Raw genomic sequence first — 18,305 nt, forward strand, 5'->3', positions numbered from 1 at the left:
GGGGCAGAAACAGGAGGAAGCACGATGGCTGGGATCGCTCTGTTGGTGGTGGCGCTTGCGATCGTCGTCTTCGGGATCATCGTGGTGGCGAAGTCCGTTGCGCTGATCCCGCAGGCCGAGGCCGCGGTGATCGAGCGCCTGGGCCGTTACAGCCGCACGGTCAGCGGGCAGCTGACGCTGCTGGTGCCGTTCATCGACCGGGTGCGCGCCCGCGTGGACCTGCGCGAGCGGGTGGTGTCGTTCCCGCCGCAGCCGGTGATCACCGAGGACAACCTGACCCTCAACATCGACACCGTGGTCTACTTCCAGGTCACCGTGCCGCAGGCGGCGGTCTACGAGATCAGCAACTACATCGTCGGCGTCGAACAGCTCACCACCACCACCCTGCGCAACGTGGTCGGCGGGATGACCCTGGAGCAGACGCTGACCTCCCGCGACATGATCAACGGCCAGCTGCGCGGCGTGCTCGACGAGGCCACCGGCCGCTGGGGCCTGCGGGTCGCCCGGGTGGAGTTGCGCAGCATCGACCCGCCGCCGTCGATCCAGGCCTCGATGGAAAAGCAGATGAAGGCCGACCGGGAGAAGCGGGCGATGATCCTGACCGCCGAGGGCATGCGCGAGGCGGCGATCAAGGAGGCCGAGGGCCAAAAGCAGGCACAGATCCTGGCCGCCGAGGGCGCCAAGCAGGCCGCGATCCTGGGCGCCGAGGCCGACCGGCAGTCCCGCATGCTGCGCGCTCAGGGTGAGCGCGCGGCCGCCTACCTGCAGGCGCAGGGGGAGGCCAAGGCCATCGAGAAGACGTTCGCCGCGATCAAGGCCGGCCGGCCCACCCCGGAGATGCTGGCCTACCAGTACCTGCAGACACTGCCGGAGATGGCGCGCGGTGACGCCAACAAGGTGTGGGTGGTGCCGAGCGACTTCAGCGCGGCGCTGCAAGGATTCACCAAACTCCTGGGCGCCCCCGGCGAGGACGGCGTGTTCCGGTTCCAACCGTCCCCGGTCGACGACGTCCCCAAGCACGCCGCCGAATCCGACGACGCCGAAGTCGCCGACTGGTTCTCCACCGAGACCGACCCGGCGATCGCGCAGGCGGTGGCCAAGGCCGAGGCGATCGCCCGCGCGCCGGTGGACGGGGAGCCCGGGGCGCCGCCGCAGCTGACCCAATAGGCTTCGGTGTATGAGTGCGCTGACTTCACCGAAAACCTATGCGGCGCTTGCCGTGTTCCATGCCGTCGACGCGGTGGCCTGCGGGATCCAGGTTGCCCCGATCAAGAAGGTGCTGGACGACGTGGGGGTGCCGGACGAGATTCGACCCGTGCTGCCGGTCGTCAAGGCGGCCGCGGCGGTCGGCCTGCTCTCGGTCACCCGGTTCCCCGGCCTGGCGAGGCTGACGACGGCGATGCTGACGCTGTACTTCACCCTGGCCGTCGGCGCGCACATCCGGGCACGGGACAAGATCGTCAACGCCCTTCCCGCCGCCACGTTCCTGGCGATATTCGCGGCCATGACGGTGGAGGGCCCGGATCGGGACTAGTTGCCGAGCGTTGCGGGTAAGTCATTTACCCAATGAGTCGAAAAGCTGAGGTCCACGTCGCCGATAGGCGCGCGACGCATCGGTCCATCCAGGGCACGGCCATCGGCAACTTCATGGAGGCGTACGACTTCACCCTGTTCAGCCTCGTCGCCACCCTCCTCGCGCAGACCTTCTATCCCGGAGACAATTCCGGGGCGGGCAACCTGATCGCCACGTTCGGCACGATGACGGCCGGATTCGTCGTCCGGCCCCTCGGCGGGTTCATCTTCGGCCCGCTCGGCGACCGCATAGGGCGCAAGCCCGTGCTGGTGATGACGATCTCCCTGATGGCGGTGTGCGGCGCCGCGACCGGCGTGCTGCCCGGCTACCACGCCACCGGGATCTGGGCCCCCATCCTGCTCACGATCATTCGCATCGGCCAGGGGCTCTCCTCCGGCGGCGAATACGCGGGCGCCATGACGTTCATCGCCGAACACGCCCCGGACCACAAACGCGGGACGCTGGCCGGGTTCCTGCCGGTGGGCACGCTGGCCGGCTTCGTGGTGGGCGCCGTGCTGGTGACGGGGCTGCAGACGGCGCTGCCGAGCGCCGACATGCTGAGCTGGGGCTGGCGCATACCGTTTCTGCTGGCCGCGCCGTTGGGCCTCGTCGCGGTTTACCTGCGCTCGCGCATCGACGAGTCGCCCGGTTACGAGAAGGTGCACAAGGTTGCGCTGCCCGTCTCGGTTGGCACCCAATTCAAGTTGACGATCGTGCGGCAGTGGAAAGGGCTGCTGATCTGCCTTGGTGTCGAGCTCGCGGTCACCGACACCAGCTACATGGTCAGCGGGTACGTGCCGACGTACCTGAAGAAGACCGCGGGCGTGGGGGACACCGCGGCCCTGGTGATGGTCCTCATGGTGCTGGCCGTCCTGACGATCGGGGTGCTCCTCGTCGCGATGCTGTCCGACCGAATCGGCGTCAAACCGCTGATGTGGACGGGCTGCGGGCTGCTGATCGCGGTGTCGCTGCCGGCATTCGCGTTGATGCGGTTCGGCGGGGCGTATCCGACGAAGTTCGCCGGTGTGGTGCTCGTCGGCCTGCCGATGCTCTTCCTGAGCAGCCTCGAGCCGGCGATCCTGCCCGCGCTGTTTCCCACCCACGTGCGCTACGGCGCGGTGTCGATCGGGTTCAACATCGCGGTCTCGGCATTCGGCGGCACCACCCCGCTGATCGCCGAGACGCTGGTCGCCGGAACCGGCAATCCCTTGATGCCCGCCTACATGCTGATGTTCGCCGGGCTGGTCGGCGCCGTCACCCTGTTCTTCGCCCCGGAGGTGGCCGGCAAGCCGTTGCTGGGTTCAACGGAGCTGGTCGGGCTCAGCGCGGCAGCGGCGGCAAGGGCGGAGCCGGCATGACGCCCGGCGCCGGCGCCGGCGCGGTGCCCGACGTCGGCGCCGGGTAGACACAACCGGGCGCGTTCGACCCGAGGGGTGGCGGATACGGCGGCGGGGGCAGCTGCACGCGGACTGTGAAGACCAGGCCGGTGATCGCAAAGGCCGCGATCGCGCCGAGCACCAAACCCACCAGCCCCACGCCGATTACGACGAGCGTGGAGTGGCGACGGACGGGGGCATCGGTGTCGTTGGAGGTCATGCTGGTTCCCCTGGTCGTCGGATGTGGGTATCTGAGGACGCTACTGCCCGGACGTGCCCTCGGGGACCGACACCGAACAGGTAATGCCTGGCGCTCGCAGGATCCGCCGGTCCAAAGTCACCAGTGGGGCCACGATGGTCTCGGCAAGGGCGACGTAGGCGGCGTCGTAGCTGGATAGATTGGCCCGCAGCTCCCAAGCGCGCGTCGCCAGCACGTCGTACGGCCAGAACTCGATCGCCAGGTCGAGCAGGTCGGCGTGCGCTTGAGCGGCCTGGTCGGCCCCGATCACCCCGCCGCGCTCCGCGCGCCTGATGACGTTGGCGCATTCGTAGGGCAGCAACGTCGGTGCGAAAAGTTCCGCGTCCGCTAGACGCCCGGTTGCCCATTGCCCGTCGCCGCCCGAATCCAGCAGAACGGCTATGACCGCCGACGCGTCGCAGACGACACGCCCGGTCACCGGCGCTCGGCGTCCTTGGCCGCGAGGATGGCGGCCGCGTCGAGGCGCGCTTGCGTTGCGTCGACCCTGGCGCGGGCCCGGGCGATGACATCGCGCGGTGTTGGCTTGTCCGCCGTGGCGAGGAGCAGGCCGCGGAGGTATTCCTGTAGCGACTGGCCCGACCGGGCTGCACGAGCGGCCAGTTCGTCGCGAACGTCCCCGGGAACGCCCCGGATCGTGATAGCCACCATGCCTGCAGATTAGCATTGATGCAGGCATTATGCAGCCACTGAAACTGTCCGCGTCGGGCGGTTTCTTCAGGTTCGCTTCAGGCGGCGGTGCGCCAGTAGCGCCGACAATGGGACGATGAGCGACCGGTCCGACGCCAACCACGCCCCGCGCCGTGCCGCGGGCCAGGCAGTCGCCGCGCGGGTGCTGGTCGTGGAGGATTCCGAGGCGATCCGCGAGATGGTCGGCGAGGCATTGGCCGACGCCGGGTACGTGACCGCGACCCGCCGCGACGGCGCCGGGCTCGAGGATGCGTTGGAGGGGTTTCGGCCCGACCTGGTGATCCTGGATGTAATGCTGCCCGGCCGGGACGGTTTCGCGCTGATCGACGTGGTCCGGGACTGGGGCGGGGCCGGAATCGTATTGCTCACCGCCCGCGACGGGTTGCCGGATCGGATCCGGGGGCTGGACGGCGGGGCCGACGACTACGTGGTCAAACCCTTCGAACTGGCCGAGCTGCTCTCGCGGGTCGGCGCGGTGCTGCGCCGGGGCGGCCGGTTGCCCTCGGCGGTTCAATTCGGCGACCTGACCCTCGACCTGGAGGCCGGAGTCGCCTCGCGATCGGGTAACCCGTTGGCACTGACCGGCACCGAGCTCAGGCTGCTGGGCTTTCTGGTCGAGCAGCGCGGCCGCATCGTCAGCACCGGCCAAATCCTCAATGCCATATGGGGTTACGACGCCTACGACGCCAACCTGGTGCATGTTCACGTGAGTGGGCTGCGGCGCAAGCTCGAGGCGCACGGCCCGCGCGTTTTGCACACGGTGCGGGGCATCGGCTACCGCCTGCAGGCGGTGCGGCCATGACGGCGACAACGCGGACACCGTCGTTGCGCCGGCGGGTGATCGTGATGGTGCTCGGCCTGCTCACCGTGCTGCTGGTGGTGCTCGGGGTCGCGATCGATTTGGTGGTCGGATCGCAGGCCCGCCGCGATCTGCACGATCGATTGATGGCGACGGCAGCGCGCGCGGACGCCTTGGCCGCCGCCAACACCCCACCCGAGCGCCTAGTCGCGCAGCTCGGCGGCGGCGGCATCCGCGCGCTGCTGTTCACCCCGGATGGAACCAGCTACGGCGACCACGCGATAAGCCTCGACACCACGGCGGGGGCGACCGAGCTGCCGCCCGCGCCGCCGCCGTGGGGCCCGCCACCTCCGCCGTGGGGGCCGCCCCCACCACCGCCACCGTGGGGCCCACCGCCGCCACCGCCCGCGGACGCAACCGCAGCGGTCATCGTGCACCCGCTGAACGCCGGGGGAAAGGTGATCCTGGTTGCCGACACGACCCAGACGACCGCGCTGCTGCGCCGGCTGCGCGAAGTCATGGTGGTGGCGAGCTTGGTCTTCCTCGCCGCCGCCGGTCTGCTGCTCATCCTGGTCACCGGCGCCGCGCTGCGTCCCCTTGACCGGCTCACCACCCTGGCTCGGTCCATCACCACCGGCGACCGGGGTAGGCGGCTGCGTCCCGACCGTCCGAGCACCGAATTAGGCCGCGCGGCTGCGGCTTTCGATGGCATGCTCGACGCCCTGGAAGCATCCGAGGACCGGGCCCGGCAGTCCGCCGAGTCCGCGCAGCGCGCCGAGGAGGCGACCAGGGGATTCCTCGTCGACGCCGCGCACGAGCTGCGCACGCCGATCACCGGCATCCTGGTAGCCGCCGAGCAGCTCGTCAGCAACGCCGGCCAGCATCAAGCGGATGACGCGGCGCGCGGTCAGTACCGCCGTGCCAGCCTGCTGCTGTCCGACGCCCGCCGCGCCGGACGCCTGGTGGCCGACATGCTGGACCTGAGCCGCATCGACGCCGGGCTGCCGCTGGATCTGCAAGACGTCGACCTGGCCGCCCTGGTCCACGCCGAAGCCGACCGGGCGACCATGCTGGCGCCCGCCGTCACGGTCGTCCGGACCGGCCTCGACGAACTCCGGATGAATGCGGACCCGACCCGGCTGGCGCAGATCTTGTCCAACCTGCTCGACAACGCCCGCAGGCATACCCCCGCGGGCGGCGCCATCCACATCGACCTCCGCTCGAGCGACCAGACCGCCGAGGTCACGGTCACCGACACCGGCCCCGGCGTTCCCGACGACGAGCGCGACCGCATCTTTGAGCGGCTGGTACGCCTCGACGCCGGGCGCGCCCGCGACCACGGCGGCGCCGGCCTGGGCCTGCCGATCGCCCGGGCGCTGGCGCGCGCGCATGGCGGGGACCTGACGTGTTTGCCCCGCGAGGGCGGGGCCCAATTCCGGCTCAGCCTGCCGCTCGACGCGGGCGTGAATTGAGGGAGCGGTGGCCGCCCCACCGGATTGATTGGGGCGACCACCGCTCGTCAGTGCCCTGGGCGGCCGGCGTCAGAATCCCGGCGGCGGTGGAGGTGGTCCGCCGGGGTGCTGCCCAAATGGTCCGCCCGGTACACCGGGCCCGGGCGGGGGAGCCCCGAACGGTCCGCCCGGACCCCCCGGACCGGGCGGCGGCTGTGCGGGCTGTCCCGGTCCCGGTGGTGGCGGCGGCGGATCGGCGCTGGCCACCGCGGCACCGAAGCCTGCCGCGGCCACCCCGAGGGCGCCCGCGAGCAACGTGCTGGCAATCGCTTGCTTGATGTTCATCAACCTTTTCTCCTTTTATTTGTTAGTGGGCCTGCGGTGGCGACGACGGCGGGGACGCCGGTCCGGCGGGGGGAGCGGGGACGCCGGGCTGCGGCGGCTGGCCCGGCGGCGGGCCGGCCCAGGGCGGCGGCGGTGCGTGCCAGCCAAACGGCGGTGGCGGCGGGGGACCCCAGGCGGCCGGCGGCGGCGGAAAACCCCCGCCCGGCGGCGGGGGCGCGGGGGCCCAGAGGCCGATCAGGGTGGCGGCCCCGAACGCGCCGACGACGAGCCCGGCCAATCCGGTGCCGACGGCGACACCGAGCGGGTGCCGCTGCAGGACCGAAGGTGGAGTTGCGGGTTGTGTGGTTTGGGTTGATTCCTCAGCGGTCACTGTGCCTCCTTGTCGCTGTGCTGATGCCGGCGACGGTAGGAAGCGGATCTGAAGTCAACCTGAAGAGCGGCTCGTAGCGCTCAGATCTTCAGGTTCGGTTCAGAATCGCCGAGGCGACGTCAGCCGACGGCGGCCGGCTCGGGCGAACGCTCGTCGCCCGGCGCCTTCTGGCGGTGATGCCGCCGGAATTGGCGGATCTCGATGATCAGCCCCGTCAGCCCCAAGGCGCCCGTGCACAGCGACACCAGCAGCAGCAGCGGGCTCGGGTGACTGGCGAGCGCATCGCCGAGGATCACCACGGCCGCGGTCCCGGGCAGCAAACCCGCCAGCGTTGCCAGCGTGTACGGCACCGGGCGCACCGCCGACGCGCCGGCGCCGTAGTTGATCGCCGAAAACGGCACGGCGGGGATCAACCGCAGCGAGAAGACGGCCAGCCAGCCGCGTTCGCGCAAGCGCTCGTCGACCGTGTCGATCGCGCGGTGGCGAACCAGTCGGTTGAGCTGCCACCCGGCCGCGCGCACCAGCAGCATCGCGAGCACCGCGCTCGCAGTGCTCGCGACCACCGCGATGGCGACCCCCAGCAGGGGGCCGAACAGCAGCCCGGCCGCCAGGGTGAACGCGGTGCGGGGGACCGGCACCACGGTGACCACGATGTGCGCGGCGAGAAAGGCCAACGGGAACCAGGGGCCCACCGACTCGGCCCAGTCCCGCATCTGCACCGGCGTCGGCAACCGAAGCCAGGTGGCCGCCACGATCAGCGCTGTGATACCGACCACTGTCGCGAGTGTCCGGGGCCCGGACAGCTGCCGAGCCGTCGCGGCCAGGGCGCGGCCGACGTCGCGCAGTCGCTCGGTGATTTTGCAGGTGGCGGAACCCGTCACGCCTGTCAAGGGTACGGGGAACGGTCGAATAAGTCCTTTCCAGAGCCTGGCGTTTCATCGCCGCCAGCAACCGGCGCGTCCCGCTGGTCGCCCCGCGCGGTTTTTTGCCGGGAGGCCCAATCAATTAGCCTCGTCAGTAATTGGCAGAGCCCCATTTACTGGGAAAAAGGGAGCAATCGGTGTCCATTGATGTACCCGAACTCGCCGGCCTGGACCAGGTTCGCGGGCGTTGGCGCACCGCGGTCGCCGGTGTGCTGTCGAAGAGCTCGCGCAAGGATCCCGAGCAACTGGGGGACGAGCCCGAACGGCTGCTGGAAACCCCGACCTACGACGGGATCGCCGTCCGGGCGCTCTACACCGCGCTCGACCAGCTCCCCGAACCGGCGCTGCCCGGCGAGTGGCCCTACGTGCGCGGCGCCGACGCGGCCCGCGACGTCGACGCCGGCTGGAAGGTCGCCGAGGTTTTTCCCGCGCCGGGTTGCGATGACCCCAACGCCGCGGTGCTGGCCGCCCTCACCGACGGGGTCAGCGCGCTGCTGGTACGGGTGGGGGAGTCCGGGGTGGCGGCCGGCGACCTCGGGCAGCTGCTCTCGGGCGTCTACCTGGATCTGGTGCCGGTGATCCTCGACGCGGGCGCCCACTACGCCGAGGCCTGCGACGCCCTGCTGGCGTTGGTCGACCAGCTGGATGCCGACAAGCGCGACGCCCTGTCGATCGACCTGGGCGCGGACCCGCTGACCGCGACGCTGAGCCGCCGGGAATCCCCGTCGGCCGAGCAGGTGATCGCCATTGCAACGCGGGTGGCCGCAAACCACGGCGTGCGGGCGATCACCGTCGACGGCCCCGCCTTCCACAACCTCGGGGCCAACGCCAGTTGGGAGCTGGCCGGCGGCCTCGCGGCCGCGGTGGCCTACCTGCGTCTGCTCACCGAGGCCGGGATCCCGGCCGGACAAGCGTTGCGGCAGATCAGCTTCCGGCTGGCCGCCGACGACGACCAGTTCATGACCATCGCCAAGGTCCGCGCCGCGCGTCAGCTGTGGGCGCGCGTCGCCGAGGTCGTCGGCGAGCCGGCGGCCGGCGCGGCGGTGGTGCACGCGCAGACCTCGCTGCCGATGATGACCCAGCGCGACCCGTGGGTGAACATGCTGCGCGGCACGGTGGCCGCCTTCGGCGCGGGCGTCGGCGGCGCCGATACCGTGGTGGTGTTGCCCTTCGATGTGGCCATCCCCGGCGGCTTTCCCGGAGTTGGGCGCGGCTTCGCGCGCCGCATCGCCCGCAACACCCAGCTGCTGCTGCTGGAGGAGTCCCACGTCGGACGGGTGTTGGACCCGGCCGGCGGGTCCTGGTACGTCGAGGACCTCACCGAGCAGCTGGCCCAGCGGGCGTGGCAGCAGTTCCAGGCCACCGAGGAGCGGGCGGCCCGCGGCGGGTTCGCCGCCGCCCGTGACTACATCGCCGAGCAGATCGCCGCCGTCGCCGCGCGGCGCGCCGACGACATCGCGCACCGCCGCACCGCGATCACCGGCGTCAACGAATATCCGAACCTCGAGGAACCGCCTCTGCCGCAAGGGGAGCCGCCTTCCGGAGTCCGGCGCTACGCGGCGGAGTTCGAGGCCCTGCGGGACCGTTCCGACGCCTTCCTGGCGCGCACGGGTTCGCGCCCCAAGGCGTTGCTGCTGCCGCTCGGCCCGTTGGCCGAGCACAACATCAGGACGACGTTCGCGGCCAACCTGCTCGCGTCGGGCGGCATCGAGGCGATCAACCCGGGTCCGGTCGACGCCGCCGGGGTCGCGGCCGCGGTGGCCGACGCCGATTCGACGGTGGCCATCGTGTGCGGCACCGACAAGCGCTATCTCGACGACGCTTCGGGCGTCGTCGAGGCGGCCCGGGGCGCCGGTGTGACGACGGTCTACCTCGCGGGCCCGGAGCGGGCGCTGGGAGATGCCGCACATCGGCCGGACGAGTACCTGACCGCGAAAATCAATGCGGTCGAAGCCCTTTCGAACCTGCTCACCCGGTTGGGAGCGTAGCGCCATGACGATGACGACGCCTGCCGTCGGCAGCTTCTCCGACATCCCGCTGCACGGCGATCGCGAAGTGCGCCCGCCCACCGAGGCGGCCGCCCGAAACCACGTCGCCGCCGAGTGGCACACGCCCGAAGGCATCGACGTCAAACCCGTGTACATCGCCGCCGATCGTGCGGCCGCGGCGGCCGAGGGCTATCCGCTGAACAGTTTCCCGGGTGAGCCCCCCTTCGTGCGCGGCCCCTACCCGACGATGTATGTCAATCAGCCGTGGACAATTCGCCAGTACGCCGGGTTCTCCACCGCGGCGGATTCCAACGCGTTCTACCGCCGCAACCTCGCCGCCGGCCAAAAGGGCCTGTCCGTGGCCTTCGACCTGGCCACCCACCGCGGCTACGACTCCGACCACCCCCGCGTCCAGGGCGACGTCGGAATGGCCGGTGTGGCAATCGATTCCATTCTCGACATGCGGCAGCTGTTCGACGGCATCGACCTGTCGGCGGTGTCGGTGTCGATGACCATGAACGGCGCCGTGCTGCCGATCCTGGCGCTGTACGTGGTGGCCGCCGAGGAGCAGGGGGTGCCACCGGAGAAGCTGGCCGGCACCATCCAGAACGACATCCTCAAAGAGTTCATGGTGCGCAACACCTACATCTACCCGCCCAAGCCGTCGATGCGCATCATCTCCGACATCTTCGCCTACACCAGCGCCAAGATGCCCAAGTTCAACTCCATCTCGATCTCCGGTTACCACATCCAAGAGGCCGGTGCCACAGCGGATTTGGAGCTGGCCTACACCCTGGCCGACGGCGTCGACTACATCAAGGCGGGCCTGGACGCCGGGCTGGACATCGACAAGTTCGCGCCCCGGCTGTCGTTCTTCTGGGGCATCGGCATGAACTTCTTCATGGAGGTCGCCAAGCTGCGTGCCGGCCGGCTGCTGTGGAGCGAACTGGTCGCCGGATTCAGCGCCAAGAACCCCAAATCCCTTTCCCTGCGCACGCATTCGCAGACCTCGGGCTGGTCGCTGACCGCCCAGGACGCCTTCAACAACGTCGCGCGCACCTGCATCGAGGCCATGGCCGCCACCCAGGGCCACACCCAGTCGCTGCACACCAACGCGCTGGACGAGGCGCTGGCGCTGCCCACCGACTTCTCGGCCCGCATCGCGCGCAACACCCAGCTGCTGTTGGCGCAGGAATCCGGCACCACCAGGCCGATCGACCCGTGGGGCGGCTCCTACTACGTGGAGTGGCTGACGCACCGGCTCGCGGAGGCCGCGCGGGGCCACATGGCCGAGATCGCGGAGCACGGCGGCATGGCGCAGGCCATCGACGACGGCATCCCCAAGATGCGCATCGAGGAGGCCGCCGCGCGCACCCAGGCCCGCATCGACTCGGGCCAGCAGCCCGTGATCGGCGTGAACAAGTATCAGGTCGACGAGGACCAGGAGATCGAGGTGCTCAAGGTCGAGAACAGCCGGGTGCGCGCCGAGCAGTTGGCGAAATTGCGGGAGCTGCGGGCCGGCCGGGACTCCTCGGCCGTCGACGCCGCTCTCGCGGAGCTGTCGCGCGCCGCGGCCGCGCACGGTCGGGCCGGGGAAGACGGCCTGGGCAACAACCTGCTGGCGCTGGCCATCGACGCGGCCCGGGCCAAGGCCACCGTGGGCGAGATTTCCGACGCGCTGGAAAAGGTGTATGGCCGTCACCAGGCGGAGATCCGTACTATCGCCGGGGTCTACCGTCACGAGGCCGGAAAGGCGACCAACATCGCAACCGCCACCGAATTGGTCCAGAAATTCGCCGAGGCCGACGGTCGCCGGCCCCGGATCCTGGTGGCCAAGATGGGCCAGGACGGCCACGACCGCGGGCAGAAGGTGATCGCGACGGCGTTCGCCGACATCGGTTTCGACGTCGACGTCGGGTCGCTGTTCTCCACGCCCGAGGAGGTTGCCCGCCAGGCCGCCGACAACGACGTGCACGTCATCGGGGTGTCGTCGCTGGCCGCCGGCCACCTGACGCTGGTGCCGGCCTTGCGCGACGCGCTGGCCGAGGTGGGACGGCCCGACATCATGATCGTGGTCGGCGGCGTCATCCCGCCCGGCGACTTCGACGAGCTGTACGCCGCCGGTGCCACCGCCATCTTCCCGCCCGGAACGGTGATCGCCGACGCCGCGATCGGGCTGCTGCACAAGCTCGCCGAGCGGCTTGAATACAAGCTGGATTAGCGCGCATTCACCGGATGCGTTGGTGACCTCGGATTATTAGCGACACACCTGGGCCGTCGACGGATCCCGGGCGCCATGTATTCATGATCGGGCGATCGGGCTACGTCTAATCGCGCAAGAAGCTATGCACGTCCGTTCGGGGTCGGCTATTCTCCTGCAAAACGCCTTATCGGGAAGGCGCTGCAATGCTGGTGGACGTTTCCACTTATTCGGGGGGTCGCTATTTTCCGCGGCGATACCCGCACCTGGCCGACCGAATTTCATTAGTTTATCTACTGACCTCGACCTGGGTGATCGTCTGGGTTATCGCCCACATGTATTTTCAGCGGGTCGTCTTTTCCAACGACTTATGGTGGTTGCAGTACTACGTCGGGAATTACGCGCCCGGATTCGTGCGGCGCGGGCTGGGCGGCGAGCTCATCCGTATATTCGCCCCCGGCCACTACTTCACCGCCGCCTACGCGATCCTGTGGGCGTCCATCGTGGTTTGGCTGATCGCCCTCGCGGTGCTGGCGTGGCGGATCGTCACCGTTCCTTCCGGAGAAGCCAGACCCCAACGCCAGGTGATGCTTGCCCTCCTGGTCCCGGTGCTGCCCTTCTCGCTTTCCTATGCCATCTACAGCCCGCATCCCGAACTCTTCGGCATGACTGCGCTGCTGGCCTACAGCATCGCGCTCACCAGGGCGAGAACGCCCCGCGCCCGAATGGGCCTCAGCGCCCTGTACGGAATCGCGCTAGCCGTGCTGGCCCTGCTGCACGAGGCGATTCCGCTGGCGTTCGCGCTCGGAGCGGCTTTGGCGATCGTCGTCCTCGCGAAGGATTCGCCCCGCTCCACCCAGCGAATGTGCGCGGTCCTGGCGGTCGGTCCGGGGTTCGTCGCGACACTCTCGGTCGCCGCACTGGGGCGCCGAGACGTCGCGGCGCAGCTGTGCGCCCAAGTTCCGCACGGGATGATCGAACATCCGTGGGGGGTTTCCACGACGCCCCAGAAAGCGCTCGACTACATGCTCGGTCGTGTCGAGAGCCGGACGGATTTTCACGACTTCATGTGCAGTAAAGTGATTCCGATTTTCGACGCCGACACCGCGGGCGCTATTTACATGGTGTTGAATTGGGGGTTCTTCCCGCTCCTCGGCGCCTTCGTCCTCGGGGTGGTGTACTTCGCCGGCACGGCGGGGACAATCCGCTATTTCTCCGGCGTTCCGGTCCGTGCTTTCCTCGGCGAATTCCGCCACAATCTCGTGCTGCCCCTGCTGGGGGCGGCATTGGTGGTTCCCCTATTCGTCACCGCTGTCGATTGGACCCGATGGTGGATCCTGATCTCGTTCGACGTGGCGGTCGTGTACATGCTGTACGCGGTCAAGAGGCCGGAGATCGAGCGAGCGCCGACGAGAAGGAACGTTCTGCTCTTCGTATACATCGTCCTCGCGCTGGCGTTACTGCCGACCGGGGCCGCCAACAACGTCGGCGTGTGGAGCGTGCACCTTTTCTGACCCGGCGGCCCTATACGCTGGGGGATCGTGTCGGTATCCCAGAACAACGATGCCGTCGAGGCGTTGGCCGAGGCGGTGCGCAGCGGCGATCGTGCGGCGTTGCCGCGGGCGATCACGCTGCTGGAATCCACCCGCGCCGACCACCACGAGACGGCGCAGCGGCTGCTGCTGGAGCTGATGCCCCACTCGGGCAACGCGCACCGCGTCGGCATCAGCGGGACTCCGGGGGTGGGCAAGTCCACCAGCATCGAGGCGCTCGGCATGCACCTGATCGAACGCGGCCACCGGGTGGCGGTGCTGGCCGTGGACCCATCGTCTACGCGAACCGGCGGCTCCATCCTCGGCGACAAGACGCGGATGGCCCGCCTGGCGGTCCAGCCGGACGCCTACATCCGCCCGTCCCCGACCTCGGGCACCTTGGGCGGGGTGGCCAAGGCCACGCGGGAAACCATCGTCCTGCTGGAGGCCGCCGGGTTCGACGTGATACTCGTCGAGACGGTCGGCGTGGGCCAGTCCGAGGTGGCCGTGGCAAACATGGTCGACACCTTCGTGTTGTTGACGCTGGCGCGCAGCGGCGATCAGTTGCAGGGCATCAAGAAGGGCGCGCTGGAGCTGGCCGACATCGTCGTGGTCAACAAGGCCGACGGGGAACACCTGGCCGAGGCGCGAAAGGCCGCGCGGGAACTGTCGGCGGCGATCAGGCTGATCCATCCGGGCGAAACGCTTTGGCGGCCACCGGTTCTCACGATGAGCGCGACTGAGGGCACCGGCCTGTCCGAGCTCTGGGAGACGATCGAGCGCCATCACCGGGTGCTGTCCGAAGCCGGGGAACTCGATGAGCGCCGGCGGGCCCAGCAGGTCGACTGGACCTGGCAGATGGTCCGGGACACGGTCCTGGACCGGGTGATGTCCAACCCGGGCGTCCGCAAAATCCGCGCCGACCTGGAACGGCAGGTCAAGGCGGGGGAGCTGACCCCCGCCCTGGCGGCCCAGCAAATCCTTCAAGCCGCGTCCGCCTAACGGAAAGGTAAATTAACCGCCGTTTTCCCGGCGGAAGGTATGAAATCCACGTAAATTAGATAGCGTGACGATGGAGTCCCGGGTCGCTCGCCGCGCGGTCCCTGTGCACGATGGCCCTGACGCAGGTCATCGCGTGTCCGGCGCGGCGGACCCACACTTTACGTGCGTCGTTCGCGCTTTCTCCACCATGTTCCCGGCCCGCCGATTCGGTGGCGGGGCCCTGGCCGTCTACGTCGACGGCCGACCCGCCGTCGACGTGTGGAGCGGCTGGGCGGACCGGGGCGGACACGTGCCGTGGTCGGCCGACACCGCACCCATGGTTTTCTCGGCAACCAAGGGCATGGCCGCCACCGTCATCCACCGGCTGGCCGACCGCGGGCTCATCGACTACGAGGCCCCCGTCGCCGAGTACTGGCCGGAATTCGCGGCCAACGGCAAAGCCGAACTCACCGTGCGCCAGGTGATGAAACACCACGCCGGCCTTTCGGGGCTGCGCGGCGCCACGCAGGAAGACCTGCTGGATCACGTGGTGATGGAGGAAAGGCTGGCGGCGGCCCCGCCGGGACGCCTGCTCGGCAAATCCGCGTATCACGCGCTGACCTTCGGCTGGTTGATGTCGGGGCTGGCCCGGGGCGTGACCGGAAAGGGCATGCGCACGCTGATCCGCGAGGAGCTTGCCGAGCCCCTGGGCACCGATGGGATGCACCTGGGCCGGCCACCGGCCGGCTCGCCGACGCGGGTCGCGCAGATCATCATGCCGCAGAGCATCGTCGGCAACCCGGTCCTGTCCTACGTGACGCGCAAGGTCGCCAACGAGTTGTCCGGCGGCTGGCGCTCCATGTACTTCCCGGGCGTCATCGCCGCCGCCCAGGGTGAGATCCCGCTGCTGGACGGCGAGATCCCGGCGGCCAACGGGGTGGTCACGGCCCGCGCGCTGGCGCGGATGTACGGGGCGATCGCGAACGGCGGGGAGATCGACGGCACCCGATTCCTGTCGCGGGAGCTGGTTGCCGGCCTGACCGGTCGGCGCAGCCTGCGTCCGGATCGAAACCTGTTCGTGCCGTTGGCTTTCCACCTGGGTTACCACAGCCTGCCGTTCGGGAACGTGATGCCGGGCTTCGGGCACGTCGGGCTGGGCGGTTCGGTCGGCTGGACCGACCCCGCCGAGGGCGTCGCGTTCGCGCTGGTCCACAACCGGTTGCTGACACCGTTCGTGATGACCGATCACGCCGCGTTCGTCGGGATCTACAAGCTGATCCGGGACGCCGCCGCGAAGGTGCGCAAGCGCGGCCTGCAGCCGGTGACCGAGTTCGGGGCGCCGTTCTCGGAGCCGGGAGCCGTCGCCGGCTGACGCGATTTTTGGCAGCTTGCTGAAAACGCCCGTGCTCCGATACGGCGGTCTCGTACGCTCCGACCACGGGATCCATATACGTACGTAGTTGCCCTTGCCAGCGCGCAACCCTTGGGCCGGGTTTCAGGCAAGGGGGCCGGAGGGGGCGTCTGGCATGGCAGTTCAACCCGATCAACGCATATGCATAATCGGCGGCGCCGGGCACGTCGGTCTGCCGCTGGCGCTCGTTCTCGCCGACGAGGGTTTCAACGTCGACATTCTCGACACAAACGCCAATGCCTTGAAGACGATCATGGCCGGCCGGATGCCCTTCGTGGAGAACGGTGCCCCGGAGCTGCTCAAGCGGTTATTGCCCACCGGGCGCATCTCGGCGACCACCGATTCGTGGGCGGTCAGGAATTCCGACATCGTGATCTGCGTCGTCGGGACGCCGGTCGACGAATACCTGACGCCAAAGGCGCACACCTTCTTTCGCATCATCGACGAGATCAGCCCGTACTTCCGCGACGGGCAGACGCTCGTTCTCCGAAGCACCGTTTACCCGGGGCTGAGCCAGCGCGTCCACGACATGTTCGCCGAGCGGGGGATCGGCGTGCACGTCACCTTTTGCCCCGAGCGCATCGCACAGGGCCACTCGATCCGCGAGCTGAGGGAGATTCCGCAAATCATCAGCGGGTTCGACGCCGAAGGGTGCCGGATCGTTCGCGAGCTCTTTTCCCGGATAACCCCCGAGATCATCGAGGTGGAGCCCCAGGAAGCCGAGCTGGCGAAGCTGTTCTGCAACGCTTACCGCTACATCCAGTTCGCGGTCGCCAACCAGTTCTACCTGCTCAGCCGCGAGGCCGGCCTCGACTTCAGCCGGGTTCATCGGGCCGCCACCTACAAGAACAGCCGCGTCGACAGCCTGCCCACGGCCGGGCTGGCGGCGGGCCCGTGCCTGCTGAAGGACACCATGCAGCTCGCCGCGTTCAGCAACAACAACTTCATGCTCGGACACGCGGCGATGCTGATCAACGAGGGCCAGCCGCAGTTCATCGTCAACATGCTCAAGCGCCGGGTCGATCTGCGCGACAAGACCGTTGGCCTCCTGGGCATGACATTCAAGGCCGACTGCGACGACACCCGCGACTCGCTGAGCTTCAAGCTCCGGCACCTGCTCACGCTCGAGGCCAAGAAGGTGATGTTGCACGACCCGTTCCTGAACGGCCCGGATTACTACGCACTCGACGCCGTGCTGGGCCGCGCAGACGTCATCGTCGTCGGCGTCCCCCACTCGATCTACCGCGGCCTGCAGATCGCCGAAGACAAGATCGTCGAGGACGTCTGGGGCTGTCTGGACGTCGCGGAGGTTGACTCGGGCGCGACGAACGGGACCCCGTTGGCGCAGCTCGGTACCGGGAGTTCGGCCAAGTGAAAGTTCTCGTGACCGGTAGCGCGGGATTCATCAACGGGTACGTGGTCGACGAGCTGCTGCGCGGCGGCCACGAGATCGTCGGGATCGACAACTACTCGAAATACGGCCAGGTCGAGAAGAGCTACGACAATCACCCGCGCTACCACTTCGTCCAGGGCGACGTCAAAGACCTGGACCTGATGTTCCGACTGGTCGAGGGCTGCGACCAGATGGTCGCCAGCGCGGCCCGCATCGGCGGCATCACGTACTTCCACGAATATGCCTACGATCTGCTGGCCGAGAACGAGCGCATCGCGGCCGCCCATTTCGACACCGCCATCCACGCCTATCGCAAGGGCTGGCTCAAGAAGATCAACGTGATCAGTTCGTCGATGGTGTTCGAGAACGCCACTGTTTTCCCGACACCGGAGAAACACATCACCGAATGCCCGCCGCCGACAAGCACTTACGGGTTCCAGAAGCTGGCGTGTGAGTATTTCGCGCTCGGTGCATATGAGCAGTACGGCCTCCCGTACACGATCATCCGTCCGTTCAATTGTGTGGGCACCGGGGAGCAGCGGGCGCTCGGCGGCCGTGAAATCCCCAGTGGCAATGTCAAACTCGCAATGAGTCACGTCGTGCCGGACCTCATCCAGAAGGTCGCAAAGGGCCAGGATCCGTTGCACATCCTGGGCGACGGCAGCCAGGTGCGGCACTACACCTATGGGGGCGACCTGGCCCGCGGCATTCGCGTATGCATGGAACATCCGGCCGCGCTCAACGGCGATTTCAACCTTTCGACGCCCGAAGCCACCACGGTGTTGCAGCTGGCGGAACTCATTTGGAAAAAGATGCGGTCCGACAGCCAGTTCCGATACGAGTGCGATCCGCCGTTCGAGCACGACGTCCAGCTGCGCTCCCCGGATGTCCACAAGGCGTCCGAGGTGCTCGGATTCGAGGCGACCACGACGCTCGAATCGATGCTCGACGAGGTCATCCCCTGGGTCCTCAACGCCGTCGAGGCCGGGACCATCTGACATGCGACGGCCGTCGCCC

General features: G+C 68.7%; 18 protein-coding genes. 12 read left to right on the forward strand and 6 right to left on the reverse strand.

What is annotated here, in order from left to right:
- The first annotated feature begins 24 nt into the window (after positions 1-24).
- From AC5Y2S_RS08655 to AC5Y2S_RS08665, 3 genes are read left to right on the forward strand one after another with little or no spacing between them, the layout of a single operon-like run.
- On the forward strand, positions 25-1,167 hold the full coding sequence (locus AC5Y2S_RS08655) for an SPFH domain-containing protein (protein ID WP_499955439.1): 1,143 nt from the start codon (positions 25-27) through the stop codon (positions 1,165-1,167).
- Between the two features lie 10 nt (positions 1,168-1,177).
- Positions 1,178-1,534 carry a DoxX family protein gene (locus tag AC5Y2S_RS08660; RefSeq protein WP_499955441.1) on the forward strand — a complete coding sequence of 119 codons (357 nt, stop codon included), beginning with the start codon at positions 1,178-1,180 and terminating at the stop codon, positions 1,532-1,534.
- Positions 1,535-1,566: 32 nt separating this feature from the next.
- Positions 1,567-2,931, forward strand: coding sequence for an MFS transporter (locus tag AC5Y2S_RS08665; RefSeq protein WP_499955443.1), 1,365 nt, complete (start codon positions 1,567-1,569; stop codon positions 2,929-2,931).
- Here the strand turns inward: AC5Y2S_RS08665 and AC5Y2S_RS08670 are convergent.
- The 3 genes from AC5Y2S_RS08670 to AC5Y2S_RS08680 are packed head-to-tail and all read right to left on the reverse strand — an operon-like array spanning position 2,894 to position 3,856.
- Positions 2,894-3,169 (reverse strand): hypothetical protein, encoded by a 276-nt coding sequence (locus AC5Y2S_RS08670; protein WP_499902098.1) that lies wholly within the window; start codon positions 3,167-3,169, stop codon positions 2,894-2,896. The two genes, AC5Y2S_RS08665 and AC5Y2S_RS08670, sit on opposite strands and share 38 nt — an antisense overlap.
- A 40-nt stretch (positions 3,170-3,209) precedes the next feature.
- Positions 3,210-3,626 (reverse strand): type II toxin-antitoxin system VapC family toxin, encoded by a 417-nt coding sequence (locus AC5Y2S_RS08675; protein ID WP_499955445.1) that lies wholly within the window; start codon positions 3,624-3,626, stop codon positions 3,210-3,212.
- Positions 3,623-3,856 (reverse strand): FitA-like ribbon-helix-helix domain-containing protein, encoded by a 234-nt coding sequence (locus AC5Y2S_RS08680; protein ID WP_499955447.1) that lies wholly within the window; start codon positions 3,854-3,856, stop codon positions 3,623-3,625. Before AC5Y2S_RS08680 ends, AC5Y2S_RS08675 begins: the two co-directional genes overlap by 4 nt.
- A gap of 115 nt (positions 3,857-3,971) precedes the next feature.
- On the opposite strand from AC5Y2S_RS08680, the gene AC5Y2S_RS08685 reads away from it, so the two are divergent.
- Both AC5Y2S_RS08685 and AC5Y2S_RS08690 read left to right on the forward strand, forming a co-directional pair.
- Complete coding sequence (locus tag AC5Y2S_RS08685; RefSeq protein WP_499902095.1) at positions 3,972-4,697, forward strand: response regulator transcription factor; 726 nt, start codon at positions 3,972-3,974, stop codon at positions 4,695-4,697.
- Positions 4,694-6,166, forward strand: a complete 1,473-nt coding sequence (locus tag AC5Y2S_RS08690; protein ID WP_499955448.1) for a sensor histidine kinase — start codon at positions 4,694-4,696, stop codon at positions 6,164-6,166. The genes AC5Y2S_RS08685 and AC5Y2S_RS08690 overlap by 4 nt, the downstream gene beginning before the upstream one ends.
- Before the next feature lie 69 nt (positions 6,167-6,235).
- On the opposite strand, the gene AC5Y2S_RS08695 is transcribed toward AC5Y2S_RS08690, so the two are convergent.
- From AC5Y2S_RS08695 to AC5Y2S_RS08705, 3 genes are all read right to left on the reverse strand, one after another.
- The gene (locus tag AC5Y2S_RS08695) at positions 6,236-6,490 is read right to left on the reverse strand and encodes a hypothetical protein (protein WP_499902093.1); all 255 of its coding nucleotides are present in this window, start codon (positions 6,488-6,490) and stop codon (positions 6,236-6,238) included.
- Between the two features lie 22 nt (positions 6,491-6,512).
- Positions 6,513-6,860 (reverse strand): hypothetical protein, encoded by a 348-nt coding sequence (locus AC5Y2S_RS08700; protein ID WP_499955450.1) that lies wholly within the window; start codon positions 6,858-6,860, stop codon positions 6,513-6,515.
- Between the two features lie 119 nt (positions 6,861-6,979).
- Positions 6,980-7,741: a TVP38/TMEM64 family protein gene (locus AC5Y2S_RS08705; RefSeq protein ID WP_499955452.1), complete on the reverse strand. Its 762-nt coding sequence runs from the start codon at positions 7,739-7,741 to the stop codon at positions 6,980-6,982.
- A 179-nt stretch (positions 7,742-7,920) separates the two neighbouring features.
- Here AC5Y2S_RS08705 and mutA point away from each other — a divergent pair, with 179 nt between their 5' ends.
- From mutA to AC5Y2S_RS08740, 7 genes are all read left to right on the forward strand, one after another.
- The gene (gene mutA, locus AC5Y2S_RS08710; RefSeq protein WP_499955454.1) at positions 7,921-9,771 is read left to right on the forward strand and encodes a methylmalonyl-CoA mutase small subunit; all 1,851 of its coding nucleotides are present in this window, start codon (positions 7,921-7,923) and stop codon (positions 9,769-9,771) included.
- 4 nt (positions 9,772-9,775) lie between these two features.
- On the forward strand, positions 9,776-11,992 hold the full coding sequence (scpA, locus tag AC5Y2S_RS08715) for a methylmalonyl-CoA mutase (protein WP_499955456.1): 2,217 nt from the start codon (positions 9,776-9,778) through the stop codon (positions 11,990-11,992).
- 185 nt (positions 11,993-12,177) lie between these two features.
- On the forward strand, positions 12,178-13,485 hold the full coding sequence (locus AC5Y2S_RS08720) for an Rv1490 family membrane protein (RefSeq protein WP_499955458.1): 1,308 nt from the start codon (positions 12,178-12,180) through the stop codon (positions 13,483-13,485).
- A gap of 27 nt (positions 13,486-13,512) precedes the next feature.
- Positions 13,513-14,505: a methylmalonyl Co-A mutase-associated GTPase MeaB gene (meaB, locus tag AC5Y2S_RS08725; protein ID WP_499955460.1), complete on the forward strand. Its 993-nt coding sequence runs from the start codon at positions 13,513-13,515 to the stop codon at positions 14,503-14,505.
- A gap of 70 nt (positions 14,506-14,575) precedes the next feature.
- Positions 14,576-15,856, forward strand: coding sequence for an esterase/beta-lactamase LipL (lipL, locus tag AC5Y2S_RS08730; RefSeq protein WP_499955699.1), 1,281 nt, complete (start codon positions 14,576-14,578; stop codon positions 15,854-15,856).
- A 154-nt stretch (positions 15,857-16,010) separates the two neighbouring features.
- Entirely contained in the window at positions 16,011-17,270 is a 1,260-nt protein-coding gene (locus tag AC5Y2S_RS08735; protein WP_499955462.1) for a nucleotide sugar dehydrogenase, read from the forward strand.
- The gene (locus AC5Y2S_RS08740) at positions 17,267-18,286 is read left to right on the forward strand and encodes an NAD-dependent epimerase/dehydratase family protein (RefSeq protein ID WP_499955464.1); all 1,020 of its coding nucleotides are present in this window, start codon (positions 17,267-17,269) and stop codon (positions 18,284-18,286) included. Before AC5Y2S_RS08735 ends, AC5Y2S_RS08740 begins: the two co-directional genes overlap by 4 nt.
- Positions 18,287-18,305: the final 19 nt, after the last annotated feature.

The organism is Mycobacterium sp. NGS69 (assembly GCF_059812165.1).

What these genes read in the sequence shown, in the direction of transcription:
- AC5Y2S_RS08655 (WP_499955439.1), top strand. Translation starts at nt 25, where the DNA reads ATGGCTGGGATCGCTCTGTTGGTGGTGGCGCTTGCGATCGTCGTCTTC.
- AC5Y2S_RS08660 (WP_499955441.1), top strand. Translation starts at nt 1,178, where the DNA reads ATGAGTGCGCTGACTTCACCGAAAACCTATGCGGCGCTTGCCGTGTTC.
- AC5Y2S_RS08665 (WP_499955443.1), top strand. Translation starts at nt 1,567, where the DNA reads ATGAGTCGAAAAGCTGAGGTCCACGTCGCCGATAGGCGCGCGACGCAT.
- AC5Y2S_RS08670 (WP_499902098.1), bottom strand. Translation starts at nt 3,169, where the DNA reads ATGACCTCCAACGACACCGATGCCCCCGTCCGTCGCCACTCCACGCTC.
- AC5Y2S_RS08680 (WP_499955447.1), bottom strand. Translation starts at nt 3,856, where the DNA reads ATGGTGGCTATCACGATCCGGGGCGTTCCCGGGGACGTTCGCGACGAA.
- AC5Y2S_RS08685 (WP_499902095.1), top strand. Translation starts at nt 3,972, where the DNA reads ATGAGCGACCGGTCCGACGCCAACCACGCCCCGCGCCGTGCCGCGGGC.
- AC5Y2S_RS08690 (WP_499955448.1), top strand. Translation starts at nt 4,694, where the DNA reads ATGACGGCGACAACGCGGACACCGTCGTTGCGCCGGCGGGTGATCGTG.
- AC5Y2S_RS08695 (WP_499902093.1), bottom strand. Translation starts at nt 6,490, where the DNA reads ATGAACATCAAGCAAGCGATTGCCAGCACGTTGCTCGCGGGCGCCCTC.
- scpA (WP_499955456.1), top strand. Translation starts at nt 9,776, where the DNA reads ATGACGATGACGACGCCTGCCGTCGGCAGCTTCTCCGACATCCCGCTG.
- AC5Y2S_RS08720 (WP_499955458.1), top strand. Translation starts at nt 12,178, where the DNA reads ATGCTGGTGGACGTTTCCACTTATTCGGGGGGTCGCTATTTTCCGCGG.
- lipL (WP_499955699.1), top strand. Translation starts at nt 14,576, where the DNA reads ATGGAGTCCCGGGTCGCTCGCCGCGCGGTCCCTGTGCACGATGGCCCT.
- AC5Y2S_RS08735 (WP_499955462.1), top strand. Translation starts at nt 16,011, where the DNA reads ATGGCAGTTCAACCCGATCAACGCATATGCATAATCGGCGGCGCCGGG.